This is a genomic window from Azospirillum sp. RU38E, assembly GCF_900188385.1.
Taxonomy (GTDB): domain Bacteria; phylum Pseudomonadota; class Alphaproteobacteria; order Azospirillales; family Azospirillaceae; genus Niveispirillum.
Genome location: NZ_FZOI01000004.1, coordinates 198,697 through 217,288, shown reverse-complemented (window position 1 = coordinate 217,288; position 18,592 = coordinate 198,697). Strand labels below are relative to the sequence as shown.

General features: G+C 65.8%; 11 protein-coding genes. 6 read left to right on the top strand and 5 right to left on the bottom strand.

The genetic code is table 11. The features are described 5' to 3' along the window. From CHB97_RS10665 to cysS, 5 genes are all read left to right on the top strand, one after another. The gene (locus CHB97_RS10665) at window positions 1-1,299 is read left to right on the top strand and encodes a replication-associated recombination protein A (RefSeq protein WP_089287947.1); all 1,299 of its coding nucleotides are present in this window, start codon (window positions 1-3) and stop codon (window positions 1,297-1,299) included. An 89-nt stretch (window positions 1,300-1,388) separates the two neighbouring features. Beyond that, the gene (locus CHB97_RS10660) at window positions 1,389-2,126 is read left to right on the top strand and encodes a DUF6250 domain-containing protein (RefSeq protein ID WP_089287946.1); all 738 of its coding nucleotides are present in this window, start codon (window positions 1,389-1,391) and stop codon (window positions 2,124-2,126) included. 90 nt (window positions 2,127-2,216) lie between these two features. Further along, entirely contained in the window at window positions 2,217-3,407 is a 1,191-nt protein-coding gene (locus CHB97_RS10655) for an adenylate/guanylate cyclase domain-containing protein (protein WP_089287945.1), read from the top strand. A gap of 63 nt (window positions 3,408-3,470) precedes the next feature. Then, complete coding sequence (gene gltX / locus CHB97_RS10650) at window positions 3,471-4,829, top strand: glutamate--tRNA ligase (RefSeq protein WP_089287944.1); 1,359 nt, start codon at window positions 3,471-3,473, stop codon at window positions 4,827-4,829. A gap of 99 nt (window positions 4,830-4,928) precedes the next feature. After that, window positions 4,929-6,305, top strand: coding sequence for a cysteine--tRNA ligase (cysS, locus tag CHB97_RS10645; protein ID WP_089287943.1), 1,377 nt, complete (start codon window positions 4,929-4,931; stop codon window positions 6,303-6,305). A gap of 197 nt (window positions 6,306-6,502) precedes the next feature. Here cysS and CHB97_RS10640 read toward each other — a convergent pair whose 3' ends face one another. From CHB97_RS10640 to CHB97_RS10620, 5 genes are all read right to left on the bottom strand, one after another. After that, window positions 6,503-7,201 carry an MOSC domain-containing protein gene (locus CHB97_RS10640; RefSeq protein ID WP_089287942.1) on the bottom strand — a complete coding sequence of 233 codons (699 nt, stop codon included), beginning with the start codon at window positions 7,199-7,201 and terminating at the stop codon, window positions 6,503-6,505. Window positions 7,202-7,290: 89 nt separating this feature from the next. Continuing rightward, on the bottom strand, window positions 7,291-9,171 hold the full coding sequence (gene mutL, locus CHB97_RS10635; RefSeq protein ID WP_089288115.1) for a DNA mismatch repair endonuclease MutL: 1,881 nt from the start codon (window positions 9,169-9,171) through the stop codon (window positions 7,291-7,293). Window positions 9,172-9,222: 51 nt separating this feature from the next. Continuing rightward, window positions 9,223-10,602, bottom strand: a complete 1,380-nt coding sequence (locus CHB97_RS10630) for a hypothetical protein (protein WP_089287941.1) — start codon at window positions 10,600-10,602, stop codon at window positions 9,223-9,225. Window positions 10,603-10,816: 214 nt separating this feature from the next. Then, a complete protein-coding gene (locus CHB97_RS10625) occupies window positions 10,817-13,363 on the bottom strand; it encodes a penicillin-binding protein 1A (RefSeq protein ID WP_089288114.1) in 2,547 nt (848 codons plus the stop codon). 125 nt (window positions 13,364-13,488) lie between these two features. Further along, complete coding sequence (locus CHB97_RS10620) at window positions 13,489-14,946, bottom strand: N-acetylmuramoyl-L-alanine amidase (protein WP_160105758.1); 1,458 nt, start codon at window positions 14,944-14,946, stop codon at window positions 13,489-13,491. Window positions 14,947-15,509: 563 nt separating this feature from the next. Here CHB97_RS10620 and CHB97_RS10615 point away from each other — a divergent pair. Then, entirely contained in the window at window positions 15,510-18,578 is a 3,069-nt protein-coding gene (locus CHB97_RS10615) for a ribonuclease E/G (RefSeq protein WP_089287939.1), read from the top strand. Window positions 18,579-18,592: the final 14 nt, after the last annotated feature.

The following is an 18,592-nucleotide window of genomic DNA, read 5'->3' as shown; positions in this document are numbered from 1 at the left end:
GTGGCCGCAGGATTGTTCGATGCCGCCGCACCACGGCCCCTGGCCGACCGGTTGCGGCCCCAGAAGCTGGCCGACGTGGTGGGCCAGGACCATCTGCTGCGCGAGGGTGCGCCCATCGGCCGGATGATCGCCGCCCGGCGGCTTTCCTCCATGATCCTGTGGGGGCCGCCCGGCTGTGGCAAGACCACGCTGGCCCGGCTGCTGGCCCAGACCACCGACCTGCATTTTGAACCCTTGTCGGCCATTTTCTCCGGCGTGGCGGATTTGCGCAAAATCTTCGAGGCGGCAAGGGCGCGCCGTACCGGCGGGCAGGGCACCTTGCTGTTCATCGATGAAATCCACCGGTTCAACCGCTCCCAGCAGGATGGTTTCCTGCCTTATGTGGAGGATGGCACCATCACCCTGGTGGGGGCGACGACGGAGAATCCCTCCTTTGAACTGAACGCCGCACTGCTGTCGCGCGCCCAGGTTTTCGTGTTGAACCGGCTGGATGATGCCGCCCTGGAGCAGTTGCTGCAACGGGCGGAGGCGGAGGAGGGGCGGCCGCTGCCGGTGGATGGCGATGCCCGCAATGCGGTGAAGGCGCTGGCCGATGGCGATGGCCGCTATTGCCTGAACCTGTGCGAGGAACTGTTCGCGCTGCCGGCGGGCACGCTGCTGGATACCAATGGTCTGGCCAGTGCCGTGCAGCGGCGGATGCCGCTGTATGACAAGGCGCAGGAAGGCCATTACAACCTGATCTCCGCCCTGCATAAATCGCTGCGCGGCTCGGATACCGATGCCGCCCTTTACTGGTATGCCCGCATGTTGGCCGGCGGGGAAGACCCCCGCTATATCGCCCGCCGCCTGACCCGCTTTGCGGTGGAGGATATCGGCATGGCCGATCCGGCCGCATTGATCCAGGCCACGGCGGCCTGGGAAGCCTATGAACGGCTGGGCAGCCCGGAAGGTGAACTGGCCATTGCCCAACTGGTGATCTATCTGGGCACAGCACCCAAATCAAACGCTGCCTATACCGCCTATAAGGAGGCGGTGCGCGCCGCCAAGGAGACGGGCAGCCTGTCGCCGCCCAAACATATCCTGAATGCGCCGACCAAGCTGATGAAGCAGTTGGGGTACGGCAAGGGCTATAATTACGACCACGATACGCCGGAAGGCTTCAGCGGGCAGAATTACTTCCCCGAGGAGATGCCCCGGCGGGAATTCTACCGCCCCGTCGAACGCGGCTTCGAACGCGACGTGCGCAAGCGCCTGGATTACTGGGCCCGGCTGCGTGCGGAGAAAGGCCCTGGTTCGTAAGACGATTCTATTATATAGATATGAATCTCATTAATTGGGATTTGTGGCCCTAACGCTACGGATTCCGATTCATCAGGGATCATTCGCTGATGGGATTCGCTTTGAACCGCCGTGCCTTTCTGCACTTGGCCTTGTCCACCGGTATCACGGCGGCTGCACCCGTCGGTGCCGCCGCGCCGTCCCCCACCTATCGGCCGGGGCCGTTGCTGTTCAGCGATGATTTCACCCAGGGGCTTGGCCAATGGCAGGTGGAGATGCATCGGCCGGGCCGGATGGTGGCCCAGGCTGGGGTGATGGAGATTGATGTGCCCGCCGGCACCTCGGTCTGGTTCCGGCACCCGCTTTCCGGGCCGGTGCTGATTGAGTATGAGGCGCAGGCGGTTTCCGAAGGGGGCCCCAATGACCGGGTCAGCGACCTGAATGCCTTCTGGATGGCGACCGACCCGGCGGCCCCCGGCGGCGATGTGCTGGCGCGGACCCGCAGCGGCAAGTTTGAGGATTATGACACGCTGAAAACCTATTATGTCGGCCAGGGCGGCAACTGGAACAAGACCACCCGATTCCGCCGCTATATCGGTCGCCAGGATGACCGGCCGCTGCTGCCGGAAAATGACCGGCAGGATCCGGCCGACATGCTGGTGCCCAATCGCTGGCAGAAAATCACCCTGCTGGCCGCCGGGCCCACCGTGCGCTACTTCCGCGATGAAAAAATGTTGTTTGATTACAACGACCCCGAACCCTATACGCGCGGCCATTTCGCCATCCGCACCACGCAGAGCCATCTGCGCATCCGCCGGTTCCGGGTTTACCAGGCTGTTGCAGGGTAAACCCGGTGGATGGCAAATCGTTAATGCGGATAGCCACCCGGCGTGAACAGGGCTTGTCCTGATGGGGTCGGATAACCAAACTGGGTGACAATGTTGCCGGAGTTACCCGCCTTGGTTCCCGCCCTGTCCGCCCGCATCCGACCCATCGTCGACTGGCTGTTGCTGGAAGGCAACCGCTTGACCGATATGGATGCGCTGTTCGCGGAGCTGATTGACCGGGTGGCGGCCGCTGGCCTGCCGATCGGCCGCGTCTCCTTGAACCTGGAGCTGCTGCATCCCGAGGTTGTGGGGGAGGGGCGGGTCTGGCTCTGCGGTCAGGCCACCCAGGCCCACCGGGTCCACCGCGTCGATACCGATCTGTCGGAATATCTCAGCAGCCCGGTCTATCAGGTGGACCAGACCAATCAGCCCTATCGCGTGCGGCTGGCGACGGAACAGACGGAAATGTCGTTGCTGCGCCGTCTGCAGGCCGATGGTTTCACCGATTATTACATCATTCCCATGCAGGTGCAGGATCGGCACCGCACGGCGGCCATGTCCTTTGCCGCCAAGCGCGTGCCGTCCTTCAGCGACGATGATATCCGCGATCTGGAACATATCGTTGCCGCCGTCTCCCCGGTGCTGGAAGCCCGCGTCGTGCGGTCCATCGCCTGCGATCTGCTGACCACATATCTGGGCCAGGGCGCGGGGGAGCGGGTCTATGCCGGGCAAATCCAGCGCGGCGATGCGGAGAGCATCTTCGCCGCCGTGCTGTTCTGCGACCTGCGCAACTTCACCCGCTATACGGCCGAACATCTCAGCCATGAGGTGGTGGCCCGCCTGAACCATTGGTTCGAACTGGCGGTGGATGCGGTGGAGGCGCATGGCGGAGAGGTGCTGAAATTCATCGGTGATGGGATGCTGGCCATCTTCCCCGCCGACATGCTGAACCCGCGTGAAGCCTGCGGCCATGCGCTGGCCGCCGCCGCCACGCTGGAAGCCGCCGTCGCCCGCTGGAATGAGGCGCCGCCGGCCGGACAGATTGCGCTGGAATATGGCCTGTCGCTGCATCTGGGCCATGTGGCCTTCGGCAATATCGGCGGCCGGCGCCGGCTGGATTTCACCGTGGTCGGCCCGGCGGTGAATATGACCAGCCGGCTGCTGGATGCCGCCAAGGCGCTGGATTGCCCGCTGGTGGTGTCCACCGCCTTTGCCGGCTGTTCGGGCCGGCCCATGCGCTCCCTGGGTGTCCATGCCCTGCGCGGCATTGACCAGCCAGAGGAAATTTTCACACCACATTGAGGGAAATCGCTGCCCGTGCTATCGCTGCGGCCCGATTTCCCGCCTGCCAAAGCAGTTCTCCCCATGAAGATCGCCGTCCGTTTCGCGCCCAGCCCCACCGGCTTCCTGCATATCGGCAATGTCCGCACCGCCATCGTGAACTGGCTGTTCGCGGCGCGGCAAGGCGGCAGCTTCATGTTCCGCCTGGATGATACGGACGAAGAGCGCTCCACCCAGGAATATGCCGATGCCATCGCGCAGGATCTGACTTGGCTGGGCCTGACCTGGGACCGTTATGCCCGTGAAAGCGACCGCTATCCCCGCTATGGCGAGGTGGCGGAAAAGCTGAAGGCCGCCGGCCGGCTCTACCCCTGCTATGAAACGCCGGAGGAGTTGGGCCTGAAGCGCAAATCGCTGCTGGCCCGCCACCTGCCGCCCATCTATGACCGCGCTGCCCTGCGGCTGAGCGAGGAGGATCGCGCCCGGCTGGAGGCAGAGGGCCGCCGCCCGCATTGGCGCTTCAAGCTGCTGCATGAGGATATCGTCTGGGACGATCTGGTGCAGGGACACAAGCATTTCAAAGGGGTCGACCTGTCCGACCCGGTGCTGATCCGCGAGGATGGTCGCCCGCTTTATACGCTCACCTCTGTGGTTGACGACGTGGATTTCGCCATCAGCCATATTGTGCGCGGTGAAGACCATGTGACCAACACCGCGGTGCAGGTGCAATTGTTCCAGGCCATTATCGGCCTGGAAGGGCAGGGGCAGGTGCCGACCTTCGCCCATCTGCCGCTGATCGCCGGGGCTGAGGGCGAAGGCCTGTCCAAGCGCCTGGGCTCCCTCTCCGTCCGCTCCATGCGGCTGGAAGAGGGGGTGGAGGCGCTGGCGCTGACGTCATATCTCGCGCGGCTGGGTACGGCGGATGCGATTGCGGCGGCCGGATCGCTGGCCGAACTGGCGGACGGGTTCGACTTCGCCAAGTTCGGGCGCGGCACGCCGAAATTCGATCCGGATGAGTTGATGCGCCTGAATGCCCAGGTGCTGCATCAGGCCCCGTTTGCCGCGGTGGCCGAACGGCTGGCGGGCTTGGGGCTGGACGGGGTGGATGAGGCCTTCTGGCTGGCCGTGCGCCCGAACCTGTCCAAGCTGGCTGATGCGAAAGACTGGTGGGCGGTGACCCATGCGCCGGTCACCCCGCTGGTGGAGGATGCCGCTTTCCTGGAAACCGCCGCCGGGCTGCTGCCCGATGGGGTTTGGGATGAAACCACCTGGGGCGCCTGGACCAAGGCGGTGGGGGCGGCCACAGGGGCCAAGGGCAAGGCCCTGTTCCTGCCGCTGCGCCGCGCGTTGACGGCGCGCGACCATGGGCCGGAACTGAAGACCCTGCTGCCGTTGATCGGCCGTGACCGCGCCCTGGCGCGGCTGGCCGGGCGGGTGGCGTGATGGTTGTTCAGTTTAAAGCAGGCTCCCGATGTCGACAGGGCGTTGTCGCCCCGCCTCCTCTCGCCTGATATTCAAGACCAAGTTTCCGAAAGCAGACCCATGGCCCTGTCGCTCTACAACACGCTTCTGCGTGCCAAGGAAGAATTCCATCCCATCGATGCGAATCATGTGAAGCTATATGTCTGCGGCCCCACGGTCTATGACTATGCCCATATCGGCAATGCCCGTACCTTCAGTGCCTTTGACCTGCTGGCAAGGCTGCTGAAGCATCTTTATCCGCAGGTGACCTACGCCCGGAACATCACCGATGTGGATGACAAGATCATCGACCGGTCGAACCAGTCCGGCGAGCCGATTGACAGTGTGACCGCCCGCACCACGGCGCAGTTCCACGCCGATATGGATGATCTGGGCCTGCTGCGCCCGGATATCGAACCACGCGCCACCCGCCATATCGGCGATATGGTGGCGATGATCGAACGGCTGGTGGAGAAGGGCTTCGCCTATGCGGCGGAAGGCCATGTGCTGTTCCATGTGCCTTCCATGGCCGATTACGGCCAGCTTTCCCGCCGCAGCCAGGAAGATCTGATTGCCGGCGCGCGGGTGGAGGTGGCGCCCTATAAGAAGTCGCCTGCCGATTTCGTGCTGTGGAAGCCGGCCAAGGCAGGTGAACCGGGCTGGGACAGCCCGTGGGGCAAGGGGCGGCCCGGCTGGCATATTGAATGCTCCGCCATGACGGCGGCGCATCTGGGGCAGGTGTTTGACATTCATGGCGGCGGGTTGGATTTGATCTTCCCCCACCATGAAAATGAAATCGCGCAGAGCCGTTGCGCCCATGGCACCCAGGTCATGGCCAATGTCTGGATGCATTCCGGCTTCCTGACCATTGCCGGCGACAAGATGTCCAAGTCCTTGGGCAACTTCTACACCGTGCGCGAATTGCTGGATGAGTTTCCGGGCGAGGCGCTGCGGCTGGCCATTCTGTCGGCGCATTACCGCCAGCCGCTGGACTTCACCAAGGAGAAGGTGGCCCAGGCGCGGGCGACGCTGGACCGTTGGTATGGCGTGTTGCGCGCGGCGGGTGACGACCTGCCGGCCGCGGCGGTTCCGGCCGACCTGCTGGCAGCCTTGACCGACGATCTGAACACGCCGCTGGCCATCAGTGCTTTGCACGAACTGGCCAATGCCTATCACCGGGAAGGCGATCCGGCAGCCAAGCAGGCGGCAGCGGCAAGCCTGAAGGCCGGGGCGCAGTTGCTGGGCTTTCTGGGCCAGCCGGCGGAAGCCTGGTTCAAGTGGCAGCCCGCCGGGGCGGCGGCCCTGGACGAGGCGGCGATTGAACAGGCCATTGCCGACCGTCTGGCCGCCCGCAAGGCCAAGAACTTTGCGGAGGCAGACCGCATCCGCAAAGACTTGGCCGACCAGGGCATCATCCTGGAAGACGGCCCGCAGGGGACGAGCTGGAAGCGGGGTTAAGGGCAGGGGGCGCCGCCATTGCCGCTTTCTCCACCGTCACCCCGGCCTTCGCCGGGGTCCAGGGGCCACAGGCGCTTTGCTCTACGAATCTGGACCCCGGCCTTCGCCGGGGTGACGGTGGGTGCAGGTGAAAACGGGGCGAAGGGTCGTTTGCGTTGGCACCAATATAGCGTTTGCTGGCGTGAACGCCCCCCCTCTCAAACCCCATCCAGCCGCCGGCCCCAATCCTCCACCATCGCATTGGCCAGCCGGTTGGCGGCCAGCCGGCGCAGGCCGGGGCTGGCACCGGTCAGCTCCGCCAGTTCTTCCAACGCCTCCTGGTTCAGCGTATCGACATACAGCGTGCGCAGGGTGTGGGCGATGTCCCAGGTCGGATGCGGCCGGTCCAGCAGGCGGATCGGGTCGCCCTGGGAAATCGCCCCCGGTTTCAGCACCCGGTAATACCAGCCGGTGCGCCCGCTTTTCTGCACCAGCCGGGGCAGGGCTGGCAGGCCGAAGCGCACGCCCAGCTTCCAGCAGGGCTGACGGGCCTGGGAGACCTGAAGCTGGGCACCGCCCACCTCCACCACATCCCCTAGACAGACATCCGCCTCTGTCACCCCAGCGACGCTGAAATTCTCGCCAAAGGCACCGGGGGCGGCCAGATGCGGCACCATCAAAGGCTGTTCGGCGGCCCAGCGTGCATAATGGTCGAACGGGTAGAGATGGATGGCCTTCTCCGCCCCGCCATGCACCTTGTCATCGCCCACCTGATCGCCGAACAGGCCATTTTCATCGGCTTGCACCGGGCCGGGCACGGGGCGGCGGGCCTGGATGCTGCTGGGCACCCCTTTGGGTCCCAGCGGTTCCGGGGTGCCGATCAGCAGCGTGTCGATCAGGGCAATGCCATGGCTCATGCGATAATCCTCCAACACAGGCGGGCGCTGTCGGCAGCATAATCCGGCGGCCCCGTTTCTGTATGAACGCATATGTCCCGATGACATTTTCACCGGCGGCCAAATAACCTTTCGATATCGCCCAGCTTCAGCTCCACATAGGTGGGGCGGCCATGGTTGCACTGGCCACTATGGGGTGTCGCTTCCATCTGGCGCAGCAGGGCGTTCATTTCGTCTACATTCATCGCCCGGCCGGCGCGCACGCTGCCATGGCAGGCCATGCGCGAACAGATCGCCTCCAGCCGTTCCTTCAGCGCGTGGGCGTCGCCCAGCTCGGCCAGCTCGTCGGCAATATCCTTGATCAGGCCACGCACATCGGCCCGCGCCCCCAGCATGGCCGGCACTTCGCGTACCACCACCGCCCCTGACCCAAAGGTTTCCAGGATCAGGCCCATCTCCGCCAGTTCGGCCGCGCGTTCGCCCACCCGGTCGGCATCGGCCGGGTCCAGCTCCACCACCTCCGGGATCAGCAGCATCTGGCGCTTTACCCCGGTCCCCAGCATGTCCTGCTTCATCCGTTCATAGACCAGCCGTTCATGGGCAGCGTGCTGGTCGACGATGATGATGCCGTTTTCCGTCTGCGCCACGATATAGGTGGCGTGCAACTGCGCCCGTGCAGCACCCAGGGGAAACTGGCTGGCCGGTGGCGGCGCACTTTCCGGGACGGCTTCATTACGGGCGGCGGGGGCGAAATTGGCATCCGGCGGTTCCGCTGCCGGTTGGGGCAGGGGGGCCTGGAAGCGCCAGCTTGCCTCCGCCAACTCGCGGGCCACCGGCGGCGGGGCATGGTGCTGATATTGGCCGGGGAACGAAGGCCCTGCCGCAGCGGCGGGCCGGGCCGGCGGTTCCCATAACAGGCTGGTCTGCGGGGCGACACGCGGGGTTAGGCTGGCCAGCGTGTCGGCGGCCACCGTGGTGCTGGCCCGGTGGCCGGCAGCGGCCAGCGCATGTTTCAAGGCACCGACGATCAGGCCGCGTACAAGCGCCTGGTCACGGAACCGCACCTCCGTCTTGGCGGGATGCACATTCACATCCACCTCATGCGGGTCCAGTTCCAGGAACAGGGCCAGCACGGGGTGACGGTCGCGGGCCAGGAAATCGGCATAGGCACCGCGCACGGCCCCCACCACCAGCCGATCCTTCACCGGCCGGCCATTGACGAACAGATATTGCCCGGCCGCCGTCGGCTTGTTGTAGGTGGGCAGGCCGATATGGCCGGTCAGCCGCACGCCCGCGCGTTCGGCATTGACCGGAATGGCATTTTCCTGGAATTCCCGCCCCAGCACGGCCCCCAGCCGCACCAGCCTGGCCTGTTCGGCCTCCCCCGTGCTGGCGGCCAGCCGCACCGGCGTGCGCCCCTCATCATTCACGGTGAAGGCAACATGGGGGTGCGCCATGGCCAGCCGTTCCACCACATCAATGGCGTGCTGGCTTTCGGTGCGGCTGCCTTTCAGGAATTTCAGCCGGGCCGGCGTGGCGAAGAACAGGTCGCGCACCTCCACCCGCGTGCCTGCGCCGCCCGGTGCCGGGCCGACCGGCCCCTTAGCCCCGCCTTCCACCTGAATGATGCTGGCATGGTCGGCATCGGCGGTGCGGCTGGTGATGGAAAGGCGGCTGACCGCGCCGATGGAAGGCAGCGCCTCCCCCCGGAAGCCCAGCGTGCGGATATCGGTCAGGTCGCCATCGGGCAGTTTGGAGGTGGCATGGCGTTCCACCGCCAGTTCCAGCTGCTCCGGCACCATGCCGATACCATCATCCACCACCGACAGCAGCGCCTTGCCACCATCGCGCAGGGTGACGTCGATGCGCCGCGCGCCGGCATCCAGCGCGTTCTCCACCAGCTCCTTCACGGCGGCGGCAGGGCGCTCCACCACCTCGCCGGCGGCGATCTGGTTGACAAGCGTATCGGGCAGGCGGCGGATGATCGGCATGACCCAGGTCATAGCACCGATGGGGGCTGGTCGCCAAGCCGGCTACAATATCTATCCGTTCGGGGTGGGGGCGGGGATACCCAGCCTGCCCCGCAGCACGGCGGCCGTATCCACCATCCCCAGGGCTTCGCACATGGTCAGAACCGGGGCCAGGCTGGCCTGCAGCCCCTGGCGGGAGCGGGGCGATACCTCGTGGCTGCGCAGATAGCGGTCAATCTCATACAGCGCCTTGCCGCCCATCTCCGCCACCAGACCGGCAATACGGCCATTGGCATCATTCACCCCCAGCCGCGCCAGCAAGGGCGGCAGGGCGGTGGAAAGTACCGGAATCACCTCCCGCGCCCGGTCGCGCTGCGGCCCCTGGCTATGCAGTAGGTCGGTCAAATCCTCCAGATAGGCCAGACAGAGCCGGTTGACATAATCCAGCGACAGCCGCTGTGGCGGCAGGGCGGCGATGCGCTTTCCCTCTGGCTGGTCGGGGGCCAGCAGAGGCAGCCGGTGCAGCCGGTCAATGAACAACTCCATCCCCGCCAGCTTGTCCGCCATGGTCTGCAGCGCCCCCACAGCCTGCAGCCGGGGGGGAATGGCCAGGGCGGCGCTGATTTCCTGTAACTGCTGGTCCAGACGGTGGCGCAGCCAGCGCATGGCCAGACAATCAGCATCCTCCAGCCGTTCGAAATAGAAGGGGAAGGCATCGATCACATGGGTGGGATCGGCACTGATGCTGAACAGATACAGCAGGTAGAGATCGAACTGGTCTTCCAGCAGTTCCAGCAGCGTGTACCAATTGCTGCAGAGGCGCAGCGCCTCCACCCCCGGCAGGCGCCGCACCAGGGGCGCCTGCTGGAAATAGCGCACATTGGGCATGACCAGCCGATGCCATTTCATCACCCGGGCGATGAAACCCAGCATCTCCGTTTCCGCCGCATTCAGGCCCAACCGGTCCGGCAGATCAGGGGTGTTGTTGAAGAAATAGGCGGCCAGATCCACCACACCGGTGGAGACCTGATCCAGGCTGATCTGGTCCCCATCGAAACAGGCCAGCGCGTGCTGCCGCTTCAGCTGTTCCACCGGCTCCGGGTGGGCGGCCTCCAGCGCCAGCCAGAGCGGGGTCAGCAGCCGGCGGGGCACCAGCCAGCAGGCGGAACCCGCCTCGGGTGCGTCCACCAGGAACCGTTCCAGCGGCCGCCAGCACAGCCGCTCCACCGAGCCGACGCGGGGCGGCCGGGCCTGCCGCAGCCAGGGGCGCAGCATCTCCAGCAACTCCGGCGGCGCGCCTTCCAGGATGGCCTGGAACTCCAGCGAGCGGGTGAGATGCACCAGATCGGTGCCAGTCATTTCCCGCAGGCAGCGCCGCTGCGCCTCAACATCCAGGGCTTGGCGCAGGGCATGGAGACGGGTGAAGGAGGGGGAAGGGGTGCCGGCGTTCATCCATGGCCTTATCGCTGGTGACGCCGGCAAGCGTAGCAGCAGAGGCGGCGGCCTGCCGACAGCCCGCCGCTACCCCCATGGATAGGGGATCATACCGATCTCCCTCAGGCGCCGGGCGCCCGCATCCGCGGGCTTGGCTCACGCAGCATGGGCGGCGGGCCGGCGGTCGCCGGCCTCCAACCCGCCTGAAGGTGACCCTTCAGGCGGGTTGGCATCAGTAAACCCCGCCCGTACCGGTGCCGATGGTGGGCGCCGGCTGGCTGCCCGGCACCGGCTGCCCGGCGGAGGAGACGAAGCCGGCGCCATTGTCGCCGCCATCCAGCACGCCCTGACCGTCATTGGGCTCCGTGCCGGGGATGAAACCTTCCCAGATGGCATTGCGCGTGCCCGGCGGCACCGGCTTGCCGGTTTCCGGATCGACCCGCACCAGCTGCAGACCCGGCGGCACGCGGAAGGGGATGGCCGGTTGATCCTTCAGGGCCACCGTCATGAAATCCTTGAAGATCGGCACGGCCACACTGCCGCCCGTCTCATGATCGCCCAGGGAGCGCGGCTGGTCATAACCAACGAAAACGCCGACGGCCAGATCGGGGGAGAAGCCGACGAACCAGGCATCCATACTGTCATTGGTGGTGCCGGTCTTGCCGGCCAGCGGCTTGCCGATTTCGCGCAACTTGGTGGCCGTGCCGCGCTGCACCACGCCTTCCAGCATGGAGACCACCTGATAGATGGTGCGCGGATCATCCACCTGTTCCCGGTCATCCGGCACCTGCGGCACCTGATCCGGGCTGACGGGCACCGCCTCGGCCAGTGGGGCGGGTGCTGCCGTCTGCGGTACGGGAACCGTGCCGGCGGTGCCGGTTTCAGCGGCGACGGCTGCCGTGGCCAGCGGCATCTGGCAGCCGACACAGGGCCGGTTGTCATGGCGGAAGACGGTCTTGCCGGTACGGTCCTGCACCCGGTCGATGAAGCTGGGCTCAATCTTGCGGCCGCCATTGACCAGCATGGCATAGGCCGTGGTCATGCGCATGACCGTGGTTTCACCGGCCCCCAGCGACATGGAAAGCTGGGCCGGCAGATTGTCATAGATGCCGAATCGGCGCGCCGTTTCCACCACCGGGTCCATGCCGATATATTGCGCCAGCCGCACCGTCATGACGTTGCGCGACTTCTCAATGCCGACGCGCAGCGGGGTCGGGCCATAGAATTTGTCGGAATAGTTGGCCGGCTTCCATTTGCCCAGGCCGCCGCCCTGGTCCAGGGCGAACGGCGCATCCAGCACCAGGGTGGACGGGGTGAAGCCATGGTCCAGCGCCGTCAGATAGACGAACGGCTTGAAGGAGGAACCGGGCTGGCGCATGGCCTGGGTGGCCCGGTTGAACACGCTCATCCGGGCGCTGAACCCGCCGGACATGGCCAGCACGCGGCCGGTATGCGGGTCCATCGCCATGATGGCGCCCTGTACCTCTGGGATCTGGCGAAGGGCGAACTGGTCGGCCTTGTCACCCTTGGCCCCGGCCAGCGACTCCACGAACACCACCTCACCGGGCGACAGTGCGTCGGACGCCTTGGTGATGCTGGGGCCGACAATGCGGCCCTTGTCGGACTTGCGCGCCCATTTCAGTTCGGACAGCGGGATGCGGCCCTGGCGGCCATCGATCAGCCCGACGGTGACGGCATCATCGGCCGTCTTCAGCACCACGGCCAGATCCCAATCCTCCCCGCCGGGCGGGATGCGGACCTCTTCCAGCTTTTCCTGCCAGCTATCCAGTCCCTGCAGCCGGGCAACGGGGCCGCGCCAGCCATCGCGCCGGTCATAGGCCATCAGCCCGTCGCGCAGCGCGGTGGAGGCGGCGGCCTGCAGGGTCGGGTCCAGCGTGGTGCGCACCGACAGGCCGCCTGCATAAAGCGTCTGCTCCCCATAGAGCTTGGCCAGCTCGCGCCGCACCTCTTCGATGAAGTAATCGGCGCGGACCTGATTATCGCCGGCACGGTCGGCGAAATTCAGCGGCTCCTGCCGGGCGGCGTCGGCCTCTGCGGCGGTGATGTAGCCATCCTCTTCCATGCGGCCCAGCACATAATTGCGCCGGGCAATGGCGGCATCGCGGTGACGTTCGCGATAATAGCGATCGGGCGCCTTGGGCAGGGAGGCGAGGAAGGCCGCCTCAGCAATCGTCAACTCATCCAGGGACTTGTTGAAATAGTTGAGTGCCGCGGCGCCGACGCCATAGGCGCGGTTTCCCAGGAAAATCTCGTTCATATACAGCTCAAGGATCTGATCCTTGGTCATCGCATCTTCGATACGGCTGGCCAGGATCGCTTCCTTGATCTTGCGGACGTAGGAGACCTCGTTCGTCAGCAGGAAAACGCGCGTCACCTGCTGGGTGATGGTGGAGGCGCCGATGGGGCGGCGGCCGGAGCCGAGATTTTTCAGGTTCTGCAACTGGGCGCGCAGCACGGCCACCCAATCCACCCCGTGATGGGTGAAGAAATTCTGATCCTCTGCCGAGACAAAGGCATGGATCACCCGCTTGGGCACCGAGGCGATGGGCACGAAGACACGACGCTCGCTGGCAAATTCCGCCACCAGCCGCCCGTCACCGGCATGAACGCGGGTGGCGACCGAGGGCGTGTAATTGGCCAATGTCGTATGGTCGGGCAAATCCTTGCTGTAGCGGACATAGCCCAGAACGCCGATCCCGACACCGACCGCGGCCAGCGCCACACCACAGACCAGCCCGGCCTTGATCCATCTATTCATGTTCCAACCCGTTCCCATACGGGCGCCCGCACCCGCATCAGCAGAAAACACCATAACGGCGGCGCCGAGGCATCGGCCCGCCTTCATCCCGCTATTCTAGCAATCTCGTGAAGATTATGTCGCCCTCATGACCGTTTCCGGCCCGCGCCCGGCGAAAAGTAGCCATCCACGGCACGCACGAGTGAGGCAGCCATGCGGCGGCGGTGGGTGCTGGTGGTCAGCAGCTTGGCATCCTGCGTGTGGGAAAGATAGCCCATCTCCACCAGCACCGAGGGGACATCGGGTGCGGTCAGCACCCCGAACCCGGCGGAACGCAGGGGCGAGGGCAGCACGGCAATCGCCTTGTCCAGGCTGGTCAGCACCAGCGCGGCGAAGCGGCGCGACTGGTTCATCTTTTCCCGCTGGGACAGGTTGATCAGAATATTGGCCACCTGTTCCGGCTGCGACGACAGGTCAAGCCCGCCCAGCGCATCGGCGCGGTTTTCCCGCTGGGCCAGGGTTTCCGCCTCCCGATCCGATGCCTTTTCTGACAGCGTATAGATGGACAGGCCGCGCACCTGCTTGCGGTCGATGCTGTCGGCGTGCAGGGAGATAAAAAGGCTTGCCCCCTGGTCGCGGGCCACGGCGGCGCGGTCGCGCAGGGGGATGAAAATATCCTTGTCGCGCGTCAGCACCACCCGATAGCGCTTGCTGGCCAGCAATTGCCGCCGCAGCTCCCGCGCCATGGCCAGGGTGATGTCCTTCTCGTAGGTGCCATTGCCGGCGATGGCGCCGGGGTCTTGGCCGCCATGGCCGGGATCGATGACGATCAGCGGCAATTCCACCTTGGCCGGTGGCTTGGGTCGGGGTGGCAGTGGCGCGCTGCCCAGGCTGGCAGCGGCCACCACCAGGCCGGCACCGGGTGTGCCGGCCGATTGCGGGCCGTTGGCGCTGGGCTGGGGGCCGGTGACGCTGGCCGCCATCTCCGGCGGTGTGCCGATCGGTTCCTGTGCGCCGCTGGGTGCGGGCAGGGGGGGCAGGGTGCCGATGGTTTGCGGAGCACTCGCGTGCGGCGGGCCGCTGGCGGGCACCAGATCCAGGATGAAACGCGGCGGGCGGCCATCGCGCGGCGGAATGATCTCCGCCAGCGCCACCCGCACCGGCCCCGTTGTTGGCAATACCAGCCGAACCCGGCCGGGGGCGACATTGTCCGACGCCACCGCCAGCACCAGCCCCCGGCCGGGCAGCATGGCCCCGCCCCAGGCGACATCGGCCAGATCGATCACCACACTATGGGGCGATGATTGGGTCTGCACCCGGAAGGGGACCGGCTGGGTCAGTTCCAGCACAAAGCGCGTCTTGTCCGGATGCACGCCCAGCCGGGCGTCGAGAATCTGGGACAAAGCCGGGGAGGCGGGCGGGCGGATGGCGGCCACCTGGGCCTGATTCAGGGCGATCCGGCCATCCTCACCGGCGCGGGCCGCCTGCCAGGGCAGCAGCCAGAGAAGGGCCAGCAGGAGTGCGCAAAAAACCGGCCACGCGAACCGGCCTTGCTGCCGGGCGTGGTCGGCCCCGGTTCCTGCGGGATGCTGACGGCGCGTCACGCCTGTTCCGTCCCCCGGCGGTGATGAAATACCAGCACTTTTATAGGCACGGAAAATCAGCCACTTCAACGGCGTTGATGAGAAATCGCTTTATCCCCATCCGGCCAATCGCCCCTTGTGAAGCAGAAAACGCACATCCCCTATCCGCCAGATGCAAATCTATCATTGTGGAAGGGGGCTACTCCTGTTTATGGTGTCTCTTGCGACAAACCATGCGTCGTCCTTGCCCTCCCGGGCTTCGGCGTCGCGCTCCGGGACCGCGCTGCCGGCAGATTTCTGCTGCCTTTGCGCCCGTTGTCTGTGACGCTTGCCAGGGGTTCAACCCCGGCGGCGCGTGGTGCTGTGGAAACCTTGAGGTTGGTGGTGTGCCGGTTCGCCGGTGTGCTGCCCGGTGATGGTGTTGTTCGCGTCCTGGCTGCTTCCCGTTTCTTAATTTTTGGGCAGCGCTGTTCGACGTGGTTGGCAATGACTGCCGCCGAATGCCTCGCACCGAAATGGTGGCAAGGCCCTTCCCCCGTCCCGTCGCACGGGTGGGTGGGGTTTCTTCGCCACGGGGACGACATATGGCCAAGCGTATGCTTGTGGACGCCACGCATCCGGAGGAAACCCGGGTCGTTGTGGTTAATGGTAACCGCCTGGAAGAGCTTGATTTCGAGATCGCCTCCAGGAAGCAGTTAAAGGGCAATATTTATCTGGCCCGGGTCATCCGGGTGGAGCCGTCGCTTCAGGCGGCCTTCGTTGAATATGGCGGGAACCGGCATGGGTTCCTCGCGTTTTCTGAAATCCATCCCGATTATTATCGCATTCCCGTCGCCGACCGTGAGGCGCTGCTGCGTGAACAGCAGGAGCTGGCGGAAGAGCGTGAAGCCCGCGCCATGGAACGGGCGGAGACGGAGACCGACGGCGAAACCCCCATTGAGCAGGAACCGCCGCTGCCGGCGCCCGAAGATGTGGGCGGTGGCGCCCCCGCCCTGATCGTCGGGGAAGAGGGCAATGGCGATGCATCGGGCGTTGACAGCGACGGCGTAGAGCCGGGGATCAGCGGCGATGCCGATGGCGAGACGGGGGAGGTGATCGACCCGACCGCCGGTGAAGCCGAAGCCGGCGATGGTTCGCCCTTCGTGCATAGCAGCGGCCGCGACAATCGCCGCCGCCGTCCGCGCCCCGGCCCCCGCCCGGTTGCCGCCGCGGTGGAAGCACCGGAGCAGGTGGAAGAGGAGGTTGAGCCGGAAGAGCAGCGCCAGCCGCGCCGCCGGCCGATGAAATCTTACAAGATTCAGGAAGTTATCAAGCGTCGCCAGATTCTGCTGGTGCAGGTGACGAAGGAAGAGCGCGGCAACAAGGGTGCCGCGCTGACCACCTTCCTGTCTCTGCCCGGCCGTTACGCGGTGCTGATGCCCAACACCCCGCGTGGTGGCGGCATTTCCCGCAAGATCACCAACCCGGCCGACCGCAAGCGCCTGAAGGAAATGCTGGAGGATTTCGACATTCCCTCGGGCATGTCGGTCATCCTGCGCACGGCGGGTATTGAACGGTCCAAGCCGGAAATCCGCCGCGATCTGGAATATCTGATGCGGCTGTGGGACAGCATCCGGGAGACGACTTTGCAGTCGGTGGCCCCGGCGCTGATCTATGAAGAAGCCAATCTGATCAAGCGCACCATCCGCGACCTCTATTCCAGCGACATTGACGAAGTGCATGTCGAGGGTGAGGCCGGGTATCAGGTGGCCAAGGACTTCATGCGGATGCTGATGCCCAGCCACGCCAAGAAGATCCAGCTTTATCAGGATGAAGGCATCCCGCTGTTCCACCGTTTCCAGGTGGAAGGTGCGATTGAGACGATGTTCAACCCTATCGTCCAGCTGAAATCCGGCGGCTATATCGTCATCAACCAGACCGAGGCGCTGGTCGCCATCGACGTCAATTCGGGCCGTTCCACCAAGGAACGCAATATCGAAGAGACGGCGGTGCGCACCAATCTGGAGGCCGCTGAAGAGGTGGCACGCCAGCTGCGCCTGCGCGATCTGGCGGGCCTGATCGTCATCGACTTCATCGACATGGAAGACCCGCGCAACAATGCGTCGGTTGAAAAGCGATTGAAGGATTGCATGAAGGCCGACCGCGCCCGCATCCAGCTGGGCCGGATTTCTGCCTTCGGTCTGCTGGAACTGTCGCGTCAGCGCCTGCGCCCCAGCCTGCAGGAAATCAATTTCGAGCGCTGCCCGCACTGCCAGGGCACCGGCATGATCCGCAGCCTGGAAAGCGCCGCCCTGGCCATTCTGCGCGCGGTGGAGGAAGAGGGCATCCGCAAGCGTTCGGCGGAGATTACCGTCACCTGCGCTTCGGCCGTCACGCTTTATATCCTGAACCATAAGCGTGAAGCTTTGGCGGATATCGAGCGGCGCCATGGTCTGCGCGTTTATCTGCAGGCCGATGACCATCTGACCGGTACCGACCACCGGCTGGAGCGTCTGCGCGCCCGGCTGGCCAGCGATGATATCGCCGTGGCCCCGGTCAGTGCCGAACGCGTGATGGCCCAGACCGAACGCGCCATGGAGGCCGAAGAGGCCGAGGTGGAAGAGGTTGTGCCGGTGGAGCCGGAGGAAGAGGAGGTTGAAGCCCCCGCCCCCGTCCAGAATGGCCATCGTGGTGAGGGTAACGGGGACCGTGACCGTGATGGTCGCCGCCGTCGCCGTCGCCGTCGTCGCCGGGGTGAACGCGGTGAGGGTACCGGTACCGATGCCAATGGTGACCAGTCCGATGAGGCAGAGGGTGAGGACGAGGCGGATCAGGAAGCTGATACGGCCGAAATCCCCGCTGCCGCTGCTGACCCGATTGTCGAAGCCGAGGCGGTAGAGCCGGCCGCTGAAGAGTCAGAGGACGAGGCTGAAGAGGCAGCGGCCGCTGGTGAGGACGAGGCCGCTCAGAAGAAGCGTCGTCGTGGCAAGCGTGGCGGTCGCCGTCGCGGTCGCCGGGGTGACGAGCTGTCGGCCGATGGCGAGTCTGACGAGGAGGGGGCCGAGGAGGCCGCCTCCCCTGTCACGGCCGAGGTGCCGGCTGCTGAACCGGTGGTGACTGCCCCGGTTGAACCGGTCGCCGAGGCCGCGCCGACGGTGGAAGCACCGGTGGAGGCTCCCGCCGCTGTGGAACCGGTGGCCGAGGAAGCGGCAGCGCCGAAGAAGCGGGCGACCCGCAGCCGCAAGAAGGTGGCTGAACCGGCGGTGGAAGCCCCGGTGGTTGTCGAAGCACCGGTGGAGGCTCCCGCCGCTGTGGAACCGGTGGCCGAGGAAGCGGCAGCGCCGAAGAAGCGGGCGACCCGCAGCCGTAAGAAGGTGGCGGATGCGGTGACCGAAGCGCCGGTGGTTACCGAGGTTCCGGTGGAAGCACCGGTTGCGGTGGAGCCGGTGGCTGAGGAAGCGGCCACACCGAAGAAGAAGGCGCCGCCCCGCAGCCGCAAGAAGGTGGCGGAGCCTGTGGCGGCCGAGGTTCCGGCAGCCGAACAGGTGAGCGAGCCGGTGCCGCCCGCCCCGGTGGTGGAGCCGGCCCCGGTTGCCACGCCGGCCCCGGAGTCGGCGGCCGAGCCGGCGACGGAGAAGCCCCGGCGTGGTGGCTGGTGGAGCCGTAAGGCCTGACCGGCAGCCCATCG

Bases quoted from the DNA above. Each gene is read 5' to 3' on its own strand.
- CHB97_RS10660 (WP_089287946.1), top strand. From the start codon at position 1,389: ATGGGATTCGCTTTGAACCGCCGTGCCTTTCTGCACTTGGCCTTGTCC.
- CHB97_RS10655 (WP_089287945.1), top strand. From the start codon at position 2,217: ATGTTGCCGGAGTTACCCGCCTTGGTTCCCGCCCTGTCCGCCCGCATC.
- gltX (WP_089287944.1), top strand. From the start codon at position 3,471: ATGAAGATCGCCGTCCGTTTCGCGCCCAGCCCCACCGGCTTCCTGCAT.
- cysS (WP_089287943.1), top strand. From the start codon at position 4,929: ATGGCCCTGTCGCTCTACAACACGCTTCTGCGTGCCAAGGAAGAATTC.
- CHB97_RS10640 (WP_089287942.1), bottom strand. From the start codon at position 7,201: ATGAGCCATGGCATTGCCCTGATCGACACGCTGCTGATCGGCACCCCG.
- mutL (WP_089288115.1), bottom strand. From the start codon at position 9,171: ATGCCGATCATCCGCCGCCTGCCCGATACGCTTGTCAACCAGATCGCC.
- CHB97_RS10630 (WP_089287941.1), bottom strand. From the start codon at position 10,602: ATGAACGCCGGCACCCCTTCCCCCTCCTTCACCCGTCTCCATGCCCTG.
- CHB97_RS10625 (WP_089288114.1), bottom strand. From the start codon at position 13,363: ATGAATAGATGGATCAAGGCCGGGCTGGTCTGTGGTGTGGCGCTGGCC.
- CHB97_RS10615 (WP_089287939.1), top strand. From the start codon at position 15,510: ATGGCCAAGCGTATGCTTGTGGACGCCACGCATCCGGAGGAAACCCGG.